Below are 17,815 nucleotides of genomic sequence, written 5' to 3'. Positions count from 1 at the left end.
TCAGCCAGGCCTTACAGGAAGCTGTAGGTGTAGCTGAGGATCAGACGGTTTTCGTCCTGATCGCGCTGGTTGACCGCGTCGGAACGCAGCGAGGCGTTACGCCAGGCCAGGCCCAGACCCTTGAGGGTACCTTCCGGTACGACGTAGCCCAGGGTGAAGTCACGTTCCCACTCGGAACGGTCACTGCCCGGCGCGTTGACGTTGTCGCCCTTGAGGTAGATTACGGAGGTGGTCAGGCCAGGCACGCCGATGGCAGCGAAGTCATAGGCGTACTGCGCCAGCCAGGTGCGCTCGCCGGCACGCTGGAACTTGCCGATCTGCACGTCGGTGATCAGGTAGCTGGTCGCACCGTCGCCCTGGTTCAGGAACGGGAAGTCGCTGGTACCGTTGACGCGCTGGTAGCCGGCACTCAAGGCATGGCCTTGCAGGCTGTAGGTGAACTTGGCGCTCCAGGTACGGTTGTCGACTTCACCGTTGTTCTGGTAGCCGGAGGCACGGTAGCCGGCCAGGCGGCCTTCGGTGCTGCCGTTCTTGCCGTCCGAATCACTGTAGAAGTAGCGCAGGTCGGACTTCAGGCTACCCACTGGCAGTGCCAGGGTGTGGGTCAGGCCCAGGAAGTGCTGCTTGTAGAAGTCGTCCAGGTTGCCGTAGTAGTACTGCGCCAGCAGGTCCTTGGTGACCTTGTAGTCGGCACCGGCGTAGTAGAAGCCGTTGCTGCGCTTGCCTCCGCTGGCGGCGTTGGAGCCGGCGATGCTCAACGACTCGTTGTTGGTCGAGTTACGGCCCTTGGCATGTTCCAGCTTGCCGCCGATCAGGGTCAGGTTGTCGATTTCGTTCGAGGTGATCTGGCCACCTTCGAAAGTCTGCGGCAGCAGACGACCGTCGTTGTAGGTCACGACCGGCAGTTTTGGCTGCAGGGTGCCCAGCTGAGCGACGGTTTTCGAGATCTTGACCTTGCCGGTCAGGCCCACGCTGCTGAATTCGTTGACCGCACGGCCGTCGCCGTCGGTTGGGAACACCAGGCCGCCCTTGGCAGAGCTGGTTGGGTTGTAGTGGGTGCCTTTACCCGAGTCCAGACGGAAACCGGCCAGGCCGATGGCGTCGACACCAAAGCCGACTGTGCCTTCGGTGAAGCCCGAGCTGAAGTTGAAGATGAAACCTTGGCCCCATTCTTCCTGCTTGGAAGGTTTGGCGGTGCCATCACGGTTGTCTTGGTTGATGTAGAAGTTGCGCGCAGTGATGCTCGCCTTGCTGTCTTCCACAAAACCGGCTGCACCCGCTTGCTGGGCCAGTACCCCTACGGCCACGGCAAGTGCCAGGCTGGACTTGTTCATGCATCACTCCTTTCGATTCTAATTTTTGTGTGTCGCTTGATGGGCAGACTCTGTCGTTCCGCTCCAAAGACGATTGGCGATTAGCACCAAAGCGTGACTGATAAGTCAATCGTAACCAGTCGTTTCACTACTTTGGTCTAAGGCGCCGGCCTTGGGTGCGAAGGATAATGACAATCCTATAAATCAAAAAAGACAATTTTGTGAATTTTTCAGATTATTACGGAATATAGTCCGATTATTTCAGCGTTTTGCAGGATAGCCCATAAGCTAATTCCCATATCTTCTTAAAAAGATATTTTTTATACCGATCATCTTCCTCATTGCCCCGGCAGCCCGCGATTGTTCACCACCCTGGCAGCGACCACCTTGACCCGGGTCATCCAGCCAATGACTCCTAAGCTAATGCCAAAAAGTTATTTATTTTGGAATTCTTAGATCAACTAGTCTTCTCCTCATCCACACCGCCTACCCGCCTGACGAGGAGTTTTCCATGACCCTGCCTGCCCCGCTGCGCCTGTTCACCGCCCTGGCCCTGGCCGGTGCCGCCTTCTTCGTCCAGGCCGCCGACCTGACCGTGGCCTACCAGACCACCGTCGATCCGGCCAAGGTGGCCCAGGTCGATGGCACCTATGAAAAGACCAGCAAGGCCAGCATCGACTGGCGCAAGTTCGACAGCGGCGCCGACGTGATCACCGCCGTCGCCTCCGGTGACGTACAGATCGGCTACCTGGGCTCCAGCCCCCTGGCCGCCGCCGCCACCCGCAAGCTGCCGGTGGAAACCTTCCTGATCGCCACCCAGATCGGCGCCGCCGAGGCACTGGTGGCTCGCGAGGGCAGCGGCATCAACTCGCCGCAGGACCTGATCGGCAAGAAGATCGCCGTACCGTTCGTGTCCACCGGCCACTACAGCCTGCTGGCCGCACTCAAACAGTGGAACATCGACCCGTCCAAGGTGCAGATCCTCAACCTCGCGCCACCGGCGATCATCGCCGCCTGGAAGCGCGGCGACATCGACGCCACCTACGTATGGGACCCAGCCCTGGGCGTGGCCAAGGAAAACGGCAAGGTGCTGATCACCTCCGGCGAGCTGGCCGAAAAAGGCGCGCCGACCTTCGACGCCTGGATCGTGCGCAAGGACTTCGCCGCCAAGCACCCCGAGATCGTCAAGGCCTTCGCCAAGGTCACCCTCGACGCCTACGCCGACTACCGCAAAAACCCGCAAGCCTGGCTGGCCGACAAGGCCAACGTCGACAAGCTGGTCAAGCTTTCCGGCGCCAAGGCCGCGGACATTCCGGGCCTGCTGCAGGGCAACGTGTTCCCGCTGGCCGCCGACCAGGTCGCGGCCCTGGGCGCACCGACCACCAAGGCCATCACCGACACCGCCACCTTTCTCAAGGAACAAGGCAAGGTCGACGCGGTACTGCCGGACTACGCGCCCTATGTCAGCGCCCAGTTCATCACCAACTGACACCGGAGCCTCTTCATGGCCCTGCTACAACTGGAGCGCATCAGCGCACAGTACCCCGGCGCTGCCGAACCCGTACTGGCCGACATCTCACTGAGCCTGGGCCCGCAGCAGCTGCTGGTGGCCCTGGGCCCTTCCGGCAGCGGCAAGACTTCGCTGCTCAACCTGATCGCCGGCTTCGTCACCCCCAGCGCCGGGCGCATCACCCTCGATGGCCAAGCGGTGCAGGGCCCCGGCGCCGACCGTGGCGTGGTGTTCCAGGACGACGCCCTGCTGCCCTGGCAGGACGTACTGGCCAACGTCGGCTTCGGCCTGGAACTGGCCGGCGTACCCCGTGCACAACGTGAAGCCAGGGCCCGCGAAATGCTCGCCCTGGTGGACCTGGCCGACTTCGGCAGCCGGCGTATCTGGCAATTGTCGGGCGGGCAGAAGCAGCGTGTGGGCCTGGCCCGTGCACTGGCTGCCGACCCGCGCATCCTGCTGATGGACGAGCCGTTCGGCGCCCTGGATGCATTCACCCGCGAACAGATGCAGGAACTGCTGCTGCAGGTGTGGCAACGCACCGCCAAGCCGGTGTTCCTGATTACCCACGACATCGAGGAGGCGGTGTTCCTGGCCACCGAACTGGTGCTGCTGGCGCCCAACCCGGGGCAGATCGTCGAGCGCCTGCAACTGGACTTCGGCCAGCGCTACGCCGCAGGCGAATCGGCACGCGCGATCAAGTCCGACCCACGCTTCATCGAAACCCGCGAGCACGTACTGTCGCGGGTGTTCTCCCAACGCAGCGCCACCCCGCGCAAGGAGCTCGCATGAGCAGCCTCGACCTGCCGGTAACGGCCAAACCTGCCGCTGCTGCAGCGGTGCCCGTGAAGGTGCGGCGCAGCCTGAGCACACGCTGGATCAGCGTACTGACCCTGGCCACGCTGCTGCTGGCCTGGTGGGCGGTGACCGCCGCCGAATGGATCGAGCCGCTGTTTCTGCCCTCGCCCGAGGCGGTGCTGGGCAAGGCCTGGCTACTGATGACCCAGGGCTACATGGAATCGACCCTGTGGCAGCACCTGGGCGCGAGCCTGCAGCGTATCGGCCTGGCCCTGGGCGCGGCGATCCTGACCGCAATCCCGATCGGCATCGCCATCGGCCACAACCGTATTGCCCGCGGCATCTTCGATCCGCTGATCGAGTTCTACCGGCCGATCCCGCCGCTGGCCTACCTGCCGTTGATCGTGATCTGGTGCGGCATCGGCGAGTTGTCCAAGGTGCTGCTGATCTACCTGGCGATCTTCGCCCCGATCGCCATCGCCACTGCCACCGGCGTACGCACCGTCGACCCGGCCAGGCTGCGCGCCGCGCAGTCGCTGGGGGCCACCCGGGCACAACTGATTCGCCACGTGATCCTGCCCAGCGCACTGCCCGACATTCTTACCGGCGTGCGCATCGGCCTGGGCGTGGGCTGGTCGACCCTGGTGGCCGCCGAACTGATTGCCGCCACCAGCGGGCTGGGCTTCATGGTGCAGTCAGCCGCGCAGTTCCTGGTGACCGACGTGGTGGTGCTGGGCATTCTGGTGATTGCCCTGATCGCCTTCGCATTGGAAATGAGCTTGCGCGCCCTGCAGCGCAAGCTGGTGCCCTGGCATGGCCAGAGCCATTGAGACTTGCACAAAGAGACCGACATGAGCCTGACCATTACCCCGCTGAGCCCCGCGCTCGGCGCCCAGATCAGCGGCATCGACCTGACCCGCGAGATCAGCCGTGAACACCGTGACGCCGTGGAGCAGGCGCTGCTCCAGCACCAGGTGCTGTTCTTTCGCGAGCAGCCGCTGACCCCGCAGCAGCAGGCCAGTTTTGCCGCGCGTTTCGGCGATCTGCACATTCACCCCATCTACCCCAACGTGCCCGAAACGCCACAGGTGCTGGTGCTCGACACGGCCGTCACCGATGTACGCGACAACGCCATCTGGCATACCGACGTGACCTTTCTGCCCACCCCGGCGCTGGGTGCGGTGCTCAGCGCCAAGCAGTTGCCGGCCTATGGTGGCGACACCCTGTGGGCCAGCGGCATTGCCGCCTATGAGGCACTGTCGGCGCCGCTGCGCCAGCTGCTCGACGGGCTGACCGCCACCCACGACTTCACCAAGTCGTTTCCGCTGGAGCGCTTTGGCAACACCGCCGAAGACCTGGCGCGCTGGGAAGCGGCGCGGCGCAACAACCCGCCGCTGTCGCACCCGGTGATCCGCACGCACCCGGTGAGCGGGCGTAAATCGCTGTTCGTGAGCGAAGGCTTCACTACCCGCATCAACGAACTGGGCGAGGCCGAGAGCGAGGCGATCCTGAAACTGCTGTTCGCCCACGCCACGCGCCCGGAGTTCACCATCCGCTGGCGTTGGCAGGAAAACGACGTGGCGTTCTGGGACAACCGCGTAACGCAGCATTACGCGGTGGACGATTACCGACCGCAGCGGCGGGTAATGCATCGGGCGACTATTCTGGGCGACAAGCCGTTTTGAAGCGGTGCGCCGCGGCCATCAATTACGTACTACGTGGTACGAATCAAGGTATGAAAACACCCCGTTGGGCGTAGCTGGCAAGAGGGGGGCATTCGCCGGCAAATCCGGCTCCTGTAGGAGCCGGCCTTGCCGGCGAAGGGGCCGGCAGCCCTAACGCACCATGTGCAAAAACTGCAGGTGACGCTCGTACTGGTCGAGGATGTCGTTGATGATCTGCTCCTTGCTGTAGCCCACCAGGTCGTAATCCTGGCTGCCTTCGCTCAGGTGCACCTCGGCGCGGTAGTAGCGCCGGTTCTTCAACTCCTGCGTGCCCAGCCCTGCCAGTGCGAACGATGGCGTGAAGTAGCCGCGCATCTGCACCTGGTAGATGAACGGCTGCTCTTCGCCATGGCCGATCTTCAGGCTCACGTTGTCGTGGCTCGGGTCTTCCTGGGTGATGACATTCAGCCCCTTCTCGGCAAACACGTCGGTCACCTCGGCGATCGCCGGGCGCACCACGTCATCCATGAACCGGTACACCTCGTCCCGCGAGGGGAAGTGCACCGCCTGGCTCAGGCGATGCCGCCAGCCGCCACGCCCGCGCCGCGAGTTGGCGAACGGTGCCAGCGAGTGCATTTGCGCGATCTGACGCTGCGACTCCAGGTAGAACGCCTTGTGCAGGCCCCACATCATCGCCAGCAGGATCACCGAGAACGGCAGCGAGGTCAGCACCACCGCCGACTTGAGCGAGTCGATGCTGCCGGCAAACAGCAGCCCGCTGGTCACCAGCGCCGTCATCGCACCCCAGAACACCCGCAGCCAGTTGGGGCCGTCCTCGTCCGGGCTGCCGTCACGGGCCGACAGGGTCGAGAGCACCACCGTGCCCGAGTCGGCCGAAGTGACGAAGAACACGAAGCTGATGAACACCGTGACCGCGATCACCACCTTGCTCCACGGGTAGGTTTCCAGCAGCAGGTACAGGCTCATCGAGGGGTTTTCCAGCGCCGACTGCCCCAGCGCCGTGGCGCCATTGAGCACCTGCAGGATCGCGCTGTTACCGAAGATGGACATCCACGCCAGGGTGAAGCCCAGCGGAATCAGAAGCACGCCGAACACGAACTCGCGGATGGTGCGCCCGCGGGAAATCCGTGCGATGAACAACCCGACGAACGGCGCCCAGGCAATCCACCAGGCCCAGTAGAACACCGTCCAGCCGCCCAGCCAGTCGCTCGGTTCGTTGTAGGCGTACACATCGAAGCTCTTGCGCGGCAACGCGCCCAGGTAGTCGCCCAGGTTCTGGATCAGGGTGTTGAACAGGTGCTGGGTAGGCCCGGCGAACAGTACGAACAGCAGCAGTGCGCAGGCCAGCACCATGTTGATGTCGGACATCACCCGCACGCCCTTGTCGACCCCGGCGATGGCCACCACCACCGCTGCCCCCATCATCAGGCTGATCAGGATCACCTGCACCCACTGGGTGTGCGGGATGCCGAACAGGTAGTCCAGGCCCGAGTTCAGGTGCAGCACGCCAAAGCCCATGTCGGCGCCCAGGCCGAACACCGTGGCGATGATGCCGAAGCCGTCCACCGCGTAGCCGATGGGGCCGTTGATGCGCTTGCCGATCAGCGGGTACAGCGCCGAACGCAGCGCCAGCGGCAGGTTGTGGCGGTAGGCGAAGTAGGCCAGCGCCATGCCCACGAAGGCGAACACGCCCCAGCCGTGCAGGCCCCAGTGCAGAAACAGCAGCTGCATCGCCTGGCGCCCGGCCTCGGCGGTGCCGGCTTCGCCCTGGGGCGGCTGCAGCAGGTGGGTCAGGGGTTCGGAGACGCAGAAGAAGAACAGCGTGATGCTGATGCCGGCGGCGAACAGCATGCCGGCCCACGACAGGTAGCTGAACTCGGGTTCGTCGTGGTCGGCACCGAGCTTGATCTTGCCGTAGCCGGACAAGGCGGTGACCACCACGAAGACCAGGTACAGGGTCATCGCCAGCATGTAGTACCAGCCCACGGTGTTGGCGGCCCAGTTCTGAGCCGCCAGCAGCCATTCACCGGCCACCTGCGGGTTGCTGATCACGGCCAGGCCGAACAGCAGGATGAAGCTGGCGGCAAAATAGAACACCGGGGGGTTCATGCGGATAGTGCTGGGGGTATTCGAAGACGGTGCACTCATTGCGTGTGCACCTCGCGGGGGTGTGTGAGGGTTGAGTTGTACGGGTTCAGCAAAGGGTTTCCTCCTGTTGAACACCGGCAGCGGACCACCGTTTAAGTTGAACGAACGTTCAAGTTAAACATGGATGGGGGTTACGGTGCGACCCATCGCGGGTCAAGCCCGCTCCCACAAGAACAGCGGTGATCGTTGTGGGAGCGGGCTCGGCCCGCGATGAGGCCTTCAAAAACACTGAAGATCTACTTCTGCGTCCCATCATCATGCTGCAGATTGGCCTGGGTCAGGTTGCTGCCTGCCGCCACACTGCGGGTCAGCCACACATTGCCGCCGATGGTCGAGCCCTTGCCGATGGTGATACGCCCCAGAATAGTCGCGCCGGCGTAAATCACCACGTCGTCCTCGACGATCGGGTGGCGCGGCTGGCCCTTCTGCAACTGCCCCGACTCGTCCGCCGGGAACCGCTTGGCGCCCAGGGTCACCGCCTGGTAGATACGCACCCGCTCGCCAATGATCGCCGTCTCGCCGATCACCACACCGGTGCCATGGTCGATGAAGAAGCTCGGGCCGATCTGCGCGCCGGGGTGAATGTCGATGCCGGTGGCCGAATGCGCCAGCTCCGAACTGATGCGCGCCAGCAGCGGCAGCCCGGCGCGGTACAGGTGATGCGCCAGGCGGTGGTGGATCACTGCCAGCACGCCGGGGTAGCACAGCAGCACCTCGTCCACGCTGCGCGCCGCCGGGTCGCCGTGATAAGCCGCCAGTACATCGGTATCGAGCAACGTGCGCAGGCCCGGCAGGGCGGCGGCGAAATCCTGGATCAGGCGCAGCGCCTGGGCGTCAATCTCCAGCGACTCGGCCTTGCCCTGGCGCGCGGCGTAGCGCAGCTCAAGGCGCGCCTGGGCCAGCAATGCGGTCAGCGCCGCGTCCAGGGTGTTGCCCACATAGAAGTCTTCGCTCTCTTCGCGCAGGTCCACCGGGCCCAGGCGCATGGGGAACAGCGCGCCGCACAGCTGCTCGAGAATCTGGCGCATCGCCTCGCGCGAGGGCAGCTCGCGCCCGCCCTGCTCGCCACTGCTGCGGCCATTGCGGCTGCGCCATTGGTCACGGGCTGAACGCAGCTGGCTGACGAGGGTTTGCAACTGCCAATGGCCTGTTTGCGCGTTGTCGCTCACGGTTGTTTCTCCTGACGCGGCGGCGGCTTGTGGAGGGGGTGGCCGCCTTGTTGCGGATCACTTTACGGCAAATGGCCACGGCGGAAAAAATATCCCTTTATGCGCTTTGGCTATAAATCCGGCATAAGCCGGCCCAGTGGAAGAGACGCCCACGGCTGCCTATAGTCGAAGTTTCCCCAGTCAGCCCGATGCCATGATCGAACACCAGCTCGAACGCTTCAAACGCCTGCCCTTGCTCGATGCACCCACCCCGCTGCACCGGCTCGAACGCCTGTCGGCCTGGGCCGGGCGCGACATCTACATCAAGCGCGACGACCTCACCCCGCTGGCCCTGGGCGGCAACAAGCTGCGCAAGCTCGAGTACCTGGCCGCCGACGCGCTGGCCAGCGGTGCCGACACGCTGATCACCGCTGGCGCCATCCAGTCCAACCACGTGCGCCAGACCGCAGCACTGGCCGCGCAACTGGGCCTGGGCTGCGTGGCCCTGCTGGAAAACCCCATCGGCACCGATTCCCCCGCCTACCAGCACAACGGCAACCGCCTGCTGCTGGAGCTGTTCGACGCCAGGGTCGAGCTTGTGGATAACCTCGACGATGCCGATGACCAGTTGCAGGCGCTGGCCGTGCGCCTGCATGCCAGCGGACGCAAGCCCTACATCGTGCCGATTGGCGGTTCCAATGCGCGTGGCGCCCTGGGCTATGTGCGCGCCGGGCTGGAGCTGGCCGAGCAGATCACCCGCAGCGGGCAGACCTTCGCCGGGGTGGTGCTGGCCTCCGGCAGTGCGGGCACCCACAGCGGCCTGGGCCTGGCGCTGGCCCAAGCGCTGCCGCAACTGCCGCTGATCGGCGTGACCGTGTCGCGCAGCGACGAGGCCCAGCGCCCCAAGGTGCAGGGCCTGGCCGAACGCACCGCCGAGCTGCTGGGCATCGACCTGCCTGACGCCTTCAAGGTCGAACTGTGGGACGAGTACTTCGCGCCGCGCTACGGCGAACCGAATGCCGGCACCCTGGCCGCCATCCGCCTGCTGGCCAGCCACGAGGGCCTGCTGCTGGACCCGGTGTACACCGGCAAGGCCATGGCCGGGCTGCTCGACGGCATCGCGCGCCAGCGTTTCGACGAGGGCCCGCTGATTTTTCTGCATACCGGTGGGGCACCTGCATTATTCGCCTACCCTGAGGTCTGGAGCAGTCAACCAATAACGGCTTAATTGATATCAGCGGGGCCAGTCATGACGATTTCCGTATTCGGTAAACAGTTGCTGGGCACAGGGGCTGCCCTGGTACTTGGCCTGGGCCTGCTTGGCCAGGCGGTCGCCGGCGAGCAATTGCAGAAGATCAAGGACAGCGGCAGCATCAGTGTCGGCCTGGAGGGCACCTACCCGCCGTTCAGCTTCGTCGACACCGACGGCAAGCTGACCGGCTTCGAGGTCGAGCTGTCCGAGGCCCTGGCCAAGGAACTCGGGGTCAAGGCCAGGCTGCAGCCGACCAAGTGGGACGGCATCCTCGCCGCCCTTGAATCCAAGCGTCTGGACATCGTGGTCAACCAGGTGACCATCTCCGACGAGCGCAAGAAGAAATACGACTTCTCCGAGCCCTACACCGTTTCCGGCATCCAGGCCCTGGTGCTGACCAAGAACAAGGACACCATCAAGACCGCACAGGACCTGGCCGGCAAGAAGGTGGGCGTGGGCCTGGGCACCAACTACGAGCAATGGCTCAAGGACAACGTGCCCAAGGCCATCATCAAGACCTACGACGATGACCCGAGCAAGTTCCAGGACCTGCGCGTGGGCCGCATCGACGCCATCCTGATCGACCGCCTGGCCGCACTGGAATACGCCAGAAAAGCCAAGGACACCATCGCCGCCGGCGACGCCTTCTCGCGCCAGGAAGCCGGCGTGGCCCTGCGCAAGGGCGAGCCGGAACTGCTCGACGCGATCAACAAGGCCCTCGACAAACTGCGCGCCGACGGCACGCTGAAAAAGCTTTCCGAGAAGTATTTCAGTGCTGACGTGACGCAATGATCGAAGAGAGCCTGCAGCTGGCCCTGGACAGCGCGCCCTTTCTGCTCAAGGGCGCCTACTTCACGGTGTTCCTGAGCCTGGGCGGGATGTTCTTCGGCCTGTTGATCGGCTTCGGCCTGGCGCTGATGCGCCTGTCTGCGATCAAGCTGCTGAGCTGGACGGCGCGGGTCTACGTGTCGTTCTTTCGCGGCACGCCACTGCTGGTGCAGCTGTTCATGATCTATTACGGCCTGCCGCAGCTGGGCATCGAGCTGGACCCGCTGCCCGCGGCGCTGATCGGGTTTTCCCTGAACATGGCCGCCTATGCCTGTGAAATCCTGCGCGCCGCGATCAGCTCCATCGACCGCGGCCAGTGGGAGGCCGCCGCCAGCATCGGCATGACCCGCGGCCAGGCGATGCGCCGCGCGATCCTGCCGCAGGCGGCGCGCACCGCCCTGCCGCCGCTGGGCAACAGTTTCATCTCGCTGGTCAAGGACACCGCGCTGGCCGCCACCATCCAGGTGCCGGAGCTGTTCCGCCAGGCCCAGCTGATTACCGCACGCACCTTCGAGATCTTCACCATGTACCTGGCCGCCGCCCTGATCTACTGGGTGCTGGCCAGCGCGCTGGCCCACCTGCAGAACCGTCTGGAAGCGCGGGTCAACCGCCATGACCTGGAGCCCTGAGGCATGATCGAAGTCACCCGCCTGAGCAAGCAGTTCAACGGCCTGACCGTGCTCGACGACATCAGCCTGAAGGTCGAGGCCGGTGAAGTGATCGCCATCATCGGCCCCAGCGGCTCGGGCAAGACCACCTTCCTGCGCTGCCTGAACCTGCTGGAGACCCCCAGCAGCGGACGCATTCGTGTGGCCGACATCGAGATCGACGGCGACCGCCCGCTGGCCAAGCAGGCCACGTTGATTCGCCACTTGCGCCAGCAGGTCGGTTTCGTGTTCCAGAACTTCAACCTGTTCCCGCACCGCACCGCCCTGGAGAACGTCATCGAGGGGCCGCTGGTGGTCAAGAAGGCCCCCCGCGAAAAGGCCCTGGCCCTGGGCCGTGCGCTGCTGGCCAAGGTCGGCCTGGCGGGCAAGGAGGATGCCTACCCGCGGCGCCTGTCCGGTGGCCAGCAACAGCGCGTGGCCATTGCCAGGGCATTGGCCATGGAGCCGCAGGTGATCCTGTTCGACGAACCCACCTCGGCGCTGGACCCCGAGCTGGTGGGCGAGGTGCTGGCGACCATTCGCGGCCTGGCCCAGGAAAACCGCACCATGATCATCGTCACCCACGAAATGAACTTCGCCCGCGACGTGGCCAACCGGGTGATCTTTTTCGACAAGGGCGTGATCGTCGAAGAGGGCGAGGCCAAGGCCCTGTTCGCCGCGCCGAAGGAAGAACGCACACGCCAGTTTCTGGGCAAGTTTCTCGGCGCGCAGGGCCACGCCCACTGACCCGGATGCACCGCCCGAGCACAGACAAATCCGAGTTTATCCACAGCCCCCATGCCGCTTCGGGTAGGACCGCTCTGAAGCGCTGCCGACTGCCCGGTCACGGCCATCGGGCACCTTGACTCACCTGCCGATCCAGCCAATAACCAAAGCCTCGTGCCACCACCCGCACAAGGAAACGGACCATGCACCGCGCAGCCAAAGGATCTGAACTGCCGCCCCCCGCCCTGCTCCATATCGCGCCCCATGGCATTGGCGTGCACACCGCCAGCCACCTGCAAGCCAGCATCCAGACCGCACCGACCCTGCAGGCCGGCGACCTGCTGGAACTGTTCTGGGGCAACCGCTACGTGGCCGCGCATCTACTGCGCGCCGGCGAGCCCGGCACCTCGATAGCCCTCGCCGTGCCCAGGCAGATGCTCTACCCGGGGCTCAACACCCTGCACTACCGCCTGCTCCAGCCCGGCCAGCACCCGCGTCGCTCCGCGCCATTGCAGGTAGCGGTCAAGCTGAACTGCCCCGGCGGCTACGTGACCACCCCGGAGAACCCGCACCTGACGCCCTTGCGCCTGCCTGGCCGGCTGCTGCGCCAAGGGCTGGATCTGAGCCACTGCGGGCAGGGTGTACCGTTCAACATCGCGCCGTACCGGCACATGGCCGAAGGCGATGCGATCACCCTGCGCTGGGCCGACCTGCGCATCGACCTGGCGCCACTGCCCGGCGACGGTATCGGCGGCCCGATACAGGGCCTGATCCCGCCCCAAGTGCTGCTGGAAGCCGGCAACGACGAGCACCTGGACGCCAGCTACTGCATTCTGGACAAGGTCGGCAACTGCTCGCAGTGGGCCCCGGCCGTGCGCCTGCGGGTGTTCGGCCAAGGGCCGCGGAGGCACTTCTATGCATATTCCTAAAGGTTAGTTTATTTAATTTTTATACACGCTTAGGGTATATAGACCGGACCACCGGACCAGCGCATTTCTGTCGCCCATATCGATCACGGCGACGTTTCCAATACGTGAGGTAGGTATGGTCAGGAACACAATCACCCCAGTGCGCAACGCCAGGGCATTGAGTGCAGCCAAGGAGCGGTACTGATGTCCAGCTTGGTACACGACGCAGTCCACAGCGATCTGGACAACGCCCCATTACTGCTGCCGGCCAAGGTCCTGCGCAATGACGCAGAGGCCCTGGAGGCCGCCCATGAACTGGCCGCCGCCGCGCGCCTGCAGGCCGCCCGCCGCGACCAGCAGCGCAAGCTGCCGTGGGCCGAGATCGAGCAGTTCACCCGCAGCGGCCTGGGCAGCATCAGCATCCCGCGCGAGCACGGCGGGCCGGACGTTTCCTTCGCCACCATCGCCGAGGTGTTCCGCATCATCAGTGCGGCCGACCCGGCCCTGGGGCAGATCCCGCAGAACCAGTTCGGCATCCTCCAGCAGGTCAAGAACACCGGCAACGAACGCCAGAAGCACCTGCTGTTCAAGTCGGTGCTCGACGGCTGGCGCATCGGCAATGCCGGCCCCGAGCGCGGCAGCAAGAACACCCTCGAACTCAAGGCCCGCGCCGTGCGCCAGGGCGATCACTTTCTGCTCACCGGGCAGAAGTTCTATTCCACCGGCGCGCTGTTCGCCCACTGGGTGGCAGTCAAGGCGCTGAACGACGACGGGCGCCAGGTCATGGCCTTCGTGCGCCGTGGCAGCCCGGGCCTGCGTATCGTCGACGACTGGTCCGGCTTCGGTCAGCGCACCACCGCCAGCGGCACGGTGCTGCTCAACGAGGTGCCGGTGGACGCGGAGCTGGTGCTCGACAACTGGCGCCAGGCCGACAGCCCCAACATCCAGGGCGCCGCCTCGCAGCTGGTGCAGGCCGCCATCGACGCCGGCATCGCCGAGGCCGCAGTGGCCGATGCGATCAGCTTCGTGCGCGAACGCGCGCGGCCGTGGGTCGACGCCAAGGTCGATCGCGCCAGTGACGACCCCTATGTGATTGCCGACATCGGCCGCCTGACCCTCGAACTGCATGCCGCCCAGGCGCTGCTCGGCCGCGCCGCGCGCGTGCTCGACGAGGTCAACGCCGCGCCCATCGATGCCGCCGCTGCCGCACGTGCCTCGATTGCCGTGGCCGAAGCCAAGGTGCTGACCACCGAGATTGCCCTGCAGGCCAGCGAGAAGCTGTTCGAGCTGTCGGGCAGCCGCGCCACCCTGGCCGAGTTCAACCTCGACCGGCACTGGCGCAACGCCCGCGTGCACACCCTTCACGACCCGGTGCGCTGGAAGTACCACGCCGTGGGCGCCTACCACCTCAACGCGACCCTGCCTGCCCGGCATTCCTGGATCTGACCAGACCACTGGAGCCCTCTCATGAGCCTATTGCCGCAACCGCACGATCTTGTGGCGGTCATCTCTTCTGATGCCCAGGCGTTGGAAACTGCCGAACAGATTGCCGAACAACTGCGCCGCGACAGCATCGAGCGCGACCGCGAACGCCGCCTGCCGCACCCGGAACTGGCGCTGTTCTCGCGCTCGGGCCTGTGGGGCATCAGCGTGCCGAAAGCCTTCGGTGGCGCGGGCGTGTCCAACGTCACCCTGGCCAAGGTCATCGCCCGTATCGCCCAGGCCGACGCCTCGCTGGGGCAGATCCCGCAGAACCATTTCTACGCCCTTGAAGTGCTGCGCGTGAACGGCAGCCCGCCGCAACAGGCGCGCCTTTACGCCGAGGTGCTGGCCGGCAGGCGCTTCGGCAACGCCCTGGCCGAACTGGGCACCAAGACCGCCCACGACCGCACCACCGCCCTCACCCGTGACGGTGACGGCTACCGCATCAACGGCCGCAAGTTCTACGCCACTGGCGCGCTGTACGCGCAGCGCATCCCCACCTCGGTGATCGACGAACAGGGCGTGCAACAGCTGGCCTTCGTGCCCGCCGACAGCGCCGGGCTCGACGTGATCGACGACTGGAGCGGCTTCGGCCAGCGCACCACCGGCAGTGGCTCGGTGGTGTTCGACAACGTGCGTGTCGAAGCCGACGATGTGGTGCCGTTCCAGAGCGCCTTCGAGCGCCCGACCCCGGTCGGCCCGCTGGCGCAGATTCTGCACGCCGCCATCGACACCGGCATCGCCCGCGCCGCCTATGAAGATGCCCTGCATTTTGTGCGCACGCGCACCCGGCCATGGATCGACTCGGGTATCGACAAGGCAGTCGACGACCCGTTGACGCTCAAGTCCTTCGGTCACCTGGCGATCCGCCTGCATGCCACCGAAGCCTTGCTCGAACGCGCCGGCGAATACCTCGACCGAGCCCAGGCCGAGACCAATGCCGACACCGTCGCGGCGGCCTCCATCGCCGTGGCCGAGGCGCGCGCCATCAGTACCGAGATCTCCCTGGCCGCCGGCAGCACGCTGTTCGAACTGGCCGGCAGCCAGGCCACCCTGGCCGAACACGGCCTGGACCGCCACTGGCGCAACGCCCGCGTGCACACCCTGCACGACCCGGTGCGCTGGAAGTACCACGCCATCGGCAACTTCTACCTCAACGATGAAAACCCACCGTTGCGGGGCACTATCTGATGGCGAAAAAGAAGATCCTGCTCAACGCGTTCAACATGAACTGCGTGGGGCATATCAACCACGGCCTGTGGACGCACCCGCGCGACACCTCGACCCGGTACAAGACCCTCGAGTACTGGACCGACCTGGCGCGGTTGCTCGAGCGCGGGCTGTTCGACGGGCTGTTCATCGCCGACATCGTCGGGGTGTACGACGTGTACCAGCAGTCGGTCGATGTGCCACTCAAGGAGTCCATCCAGCTGCCGGTCAACGACCCGCTGCTGCTGGTGTCGGCGATGGCCGCGGTCACCCGCCACCTGGGTTTCGGCCTCACCGCCAACCTCACCTACGAGCCGCCGTACCTGTTCGCCCGCAGGCTCTCGACCCTCGACCACCTGAGCAATGGTCGGGTGGGCTGGAACATCGTCACCGGCTACCTCGACAGCGCGGCCAAGGCCATGGGCCTGGACGCGCAGCCCGAGCATGACCGGCGCTACGACCAGGCCGACGAGTACCTGCAGGTGCTGTACAAGCTGCTCGAAGGCAGCTGGGAAAACGACGCCGTGCGCAACGACCGCGAACAGCGCGTGTACGCCGACCCGGCCAAGGTGCACAAGGTGCAGCACCACGGCGAATTCTACCGGGTGGAGGGTTATCACCTGTGCGAACCGTCGCCACAGCGCACCCCGGTGCTGTTCCAGGCCGGCGCCTCCGAGCGTGGCCTGGCGTTTGCCGGGCAGCATGCCGAATGCGTGTTCATCAGTGGCCAGAACAAGGCCGCGACCCGCGCCCAGGTCGACAAGGTGCGCGCCGCGGCCACGGCGGCCGGGCGTGATGGCGACGCGGTGAAGGTGTTCATGGGCCTCACCGTGATCGTGGCCCGCACCGAGGAGCAGGCCCGCGCCAAGCACGCCGAGTACCTGCGCCATGCCAGCCCCGAGGCCGGCGTGGCGCACTTTGCCAGCTCCACCGGCATCGACTTTGCCGAATACGACCTGGACGAGCCGATCCAGTACGTCAAGAGCAACGCCATCCAGTCCGCCACCAAGCACCTGCAGAACAACGACTGGACCCGGCGCAAGCTGCTCGACCAGCACGCCCTGGGCGGGCGCTACATCACCCTAGTCGGCTCGCCGACCCAGGTTGCCGACGAACTGGAGCGCTGGATCGAGGAGACCGGCCTGGACGGCTTCAACCTGGCCCGCACCGTCACCCCGGAAAGCTATGAGGACTTCATCGACCTGGTGATCCCCGAGCTGCAACGTCGCGGTTCGTACAAGACCGCCTACACCGACGGCAGCCTGCGCGAAAAACTCTTCGCCGCCGGCCCGCACCTGCCCGCCGACCACACCGGCGCGGGCTATCGCACCCTCAACCCGACTGGAGCGCAACCGCATGCTTAAGACATTTCTGGCCCGCCCTGTCGCGGCCCTGGCCCTGGCCCTCGGCCTGATCGGTGGCGCCCATGCCAACGATGCACCGCTCAAGGTCGGCACCACCGCAGCCTTCGCCCCGGCCCTGGAAGCGGCCGTGGACGAGGCCAAGAAGCAGGGCCTCAAGGTGGAACTGGTGGAGTTCAGCGACTGGATCGCGCCCAACGTCAGCCTCGCCGCCGGCGACCTCGACGTGAACTACTTCCAGCACATCCCGTTCCTGGAAAACGCCAACGCCGCGGCGGGCTCGACGCTGGTGCCGTATGCACCGGGCATCATCAACAATGTCGGGCTGTACTCGAAAAAGTACAAAAGCTTCGACGAGCTGCCCCAGGGCGCCACCGCCGCCATCGCCAACGACCCGATCAACGGCGGACGCGGCCTGCAACTGCTGGCCAAGGCCGGCCTGATCACGCTCAAGCCGGGGGTGGGCTACAAGGCCACCGAGGACGACATCGTCGCCAACCCGAAAAAGCTCAGAATCCTGCAGGTCGAGGCCGTGCAACTGGTACGTGCCTATGACGACGCCGACCTGGTGCAGGGCTACCCGCACTACATCCGCCTGGCCAACACCTTCGATGCAGGTTCGGCACTGATGTTCGACGGCGTGGAGCACAAGGAATACGTGATCCAGTTCGTGATCCGCCCGCAGAGCAAGGACGACCCGCGCCTGGCCAGGTTCGTGGATATCTACCAGCACTCGCCGGTGGTGCGCGCAGCCCTCGACAAAGCCTACGGCAAGCTCTACCAGCCGGGCTGGGAGAGCTGAG

At 65.3% G+C, this 17,815-nt stretch carries 16 protein-coding genes; 13 read left to right on the top strand and 3 right to left on the bottom strand.

Features of this window, described 5'->3' with window-relative positions; translation table 11 throughout:
• Window positions 1-11 precede the first annotated feature (11 nt).
• The gene (locus tag DN387_RS06345) at window positions 12-1,334 is read right to left on the bottom strand and encodes an OprD family porin (protein WP_043861609.1); all 1,323 of its coding nucleotides are present in this window, start codon (window positions 1,332-1,334) and stop codon (window positions 12-14) included.
• Window positions 1,335-1,824: 490 nt separating this feature from the next.
• Between DN387_RS06345 and tauA the strand changes: the two genes are divergently transcribed.
• From tauA to tauD, 4 genes are read left to right on the top strand one after another with little or no spacing between them, the layout of a single operon-like run.
• Window positions 1,825-2,802 (top strand): taurine ABC transporter substrate-binding protein, encoded by a 978-nt coding sequence (gene tauA / locus DN387_RS06340; protein WP_043861608.1) that lies wholly within the window; start codon window positions 1,825-1,827, stop codon window positions 2,800-2,802.
• A 15-nt stretch (window positions 2,803-2,817) separates the two neighbouring features.
• Window positions 2,818-3,612: a taurine ABC transporter ATP-binding subunit gene (gene tauB / locus DN387_RS06335; protein ID WP_043861607.1), complete on the top strand. Its 795-nt coding sequence runs from the start codon at window positions 2,818-2,820 to the stop codon at window positions 3,610-3,612.
• Entirely contained in the window at window positions 3,609-4,448 is an 840-nt protein-coding gene (tauC, locus tag DN387_RS06330; RefSeq protein ID WP_043861606.1) for a taurine ABC transporter permease TauC, read from the top strand. The genes tauB and tauC overlap by 4 nt, the downstream gene beginning before the upstream one ends.
• 21 nt (window positions 4,449-4,469) lie before the next feature.
• Window positions 4,470-5,303, top strand: a complete 834-nt coding sequence (gene tauD, locus DN387_RS06325; RefSeq protein ID WP_054915908.1) for a taurine dioxygenase — start codon at window positions 4,470-4,472, stop codon at window positions 5,301-5,303.
• 150 nt (window positions 5,304-5,453) lie between these two features.
• Here the strand turns inward: tauD and betT are convergent, their stop codons facing one another.
• Entirely contained in the window at window positions 5,454-7,451 is a 1,998-nt protein-coding gene (gene betT, locus DN387_RS06320) for a choline transporter BetT (protein WP_054915907.1), read from the bottom strand.
• A gap of 236 nt (window positions 7,452-7,687) precedes the next feature.
• A complete protein-coding gene (gene epsC / locus DN387_RS06315; RefSeq protein ID WP_043861603.1) occupies window positions 7,688-8,620 on the bottom strand; it encodes a serine O-acetyltransferase EpsC in 933 nt (310 codons plus the stop codon).
• 193 nt (window positions 8,621-8,813) lie between these two features.
• Here epsC and DN387_RS06310 point away from each other — a divergent pair, with 193 nt between their 5' ends.
• The 9 genes from DN387_RS06310 (at window position 8,814) to DN387_RS06270 (ending at window position 17,814) form a co-directional block, all read left to right on the top strand.
• On the top strand, window positions 8,814-9,827 hold the full coding sequence (locus tag DN387_RS06310; RefSeq protein WP_043861602.1) for a D-cysteine desulfhydrase: 1,014 nt from the start codon (window positions 8,814-8,816) through the stop codon (window positions 9,825-9,827).
• Window positions 9,828-9,848: 21 nt separating this feature from the next.
• Window positions 9,849-10,643 (top strand): cystine ABC transporter substrate-binding protein, encoded by a 795-nt coding sequence (gene tcyJ / locus DN387_RS06305; protein WP_043861601.1) that lies wholly within the window; start codon window positions 9,849-9,851, stop codon window positions 10,641-10,643.
• Window positions 10,640-11,308 carry a cystine ABC transporter permease gene (tcyL, locus tag DN387_RS06300; protein ID WP_088514101.1) on the top strand — a complete coding sequence of 223 codons (669 nt, stop codon included), beginning with the start codon at window positions 10,640-10,642 and terminating at the stop codon, window positions 11,306-11,308. The genes tcyJ and tcyL overlap by 4 nt, the downstream gene beginning before the upstream one ends.
• Window positions 11,309-11,311: 3 nt before the next feature.
• Window positions 11,312-12,073, top strand: a complete 762-nt coding sequence (tcyN, locus tag DN387_RS06295) for an L-cystine ABC transporter ATP-binding protein TcyN (protein ID WP_054915906.1) — start codon at window positions 11,312-11,314, stop codon at window positions 12,071-12,073.
• A 182-nt stretch (window positions 12,074-12,255) separates the two neighbouring features.
• Window positions 12,256-12,981 carry a hypothetical protein gene (locus DN387_RS06290; RefSeq protein ID WP_054915905.1) on the top strand — a complete coding sequence of 242 codons (726 nt, stop codon included), beginning with the start codon at window positions 12,256-12,258 and terminating at the stop codon, window positions 12,979-12,981.
• Between the two features lie 183 nt (window positions 12,982-13,164).
• The gene (locus DN387_RS06285) at window positions 13,165-14,406 is read left to right on the top strand and encodes an SfnB family sulfur acquisition oxidoreductase (protein WP_054915904.1); all 1,242 of its coding nucleotides are present in this window, start codon (window positions 13,165-13,167) and stop codon (window positions 14,404-14,406) included.
• Between the two features lie 21 nt (window positions 14,407-14,427).
• Complete coding sequence (locus DN387_RS06280) at window positions 14,428-15,633, top strand: SfnB family sulfur acquisition oxidoreductase (RefSeq protein WP_054915903.1); 1,206 nt, start codon at window positions 14,428-14,430, stop codon at window positions 15,631-15,633.
• Window positions 15,633-17,015 carry an LLM class flavin-dependent oxidoreductase gene (locus DN387_RS06275; RefSeq protein ID WP_054915902.1) on the top strand — a complete coding sequence of 461 codons (1,383 nt, stop codon included), beginning with the start codon at window positions 15,633-15,635 and terminating at the stop codon, window positions 17,013-17,015. The genes DN387_RS06280 and DN387_RS06275 overlap by 1 nt, the downstream gene beginning before the upstream one ends.
• A complete protein-coding gene (locus DN387_RS06270) occupies window positions 17,008-17,814 on the top strand; it encodes a MetQ/NlpA family ABC transporter substrate-binding protein (protein ID WP_054915901.1) in 807 nt (268 codons plus the stop codon). The genes DN387_RS06275 and DN387_RS06270 overlap by 8 nt, the downstream gene beginning before the upstream one ends.
• Window position 17,815 lies beyond the last annotated feature (1 nt).

The organism is Pseudomonas sp. FBF18, from assembly GCF_024261405.1.
GTDB classification, from domain to species: domain Bacteria; phylum Pseudomonadota; class Gammaproteobacteria; order Pseudomonadales; family Pseudomonadaceae; genus Aquipseudomonas; species Aquipseudomonas palmensis.
The sequence above is the reverse complement of the archived record's forward strand: the minus strand, read 5'-3'. Positions and strand labels throughout refer to the sequence as shown.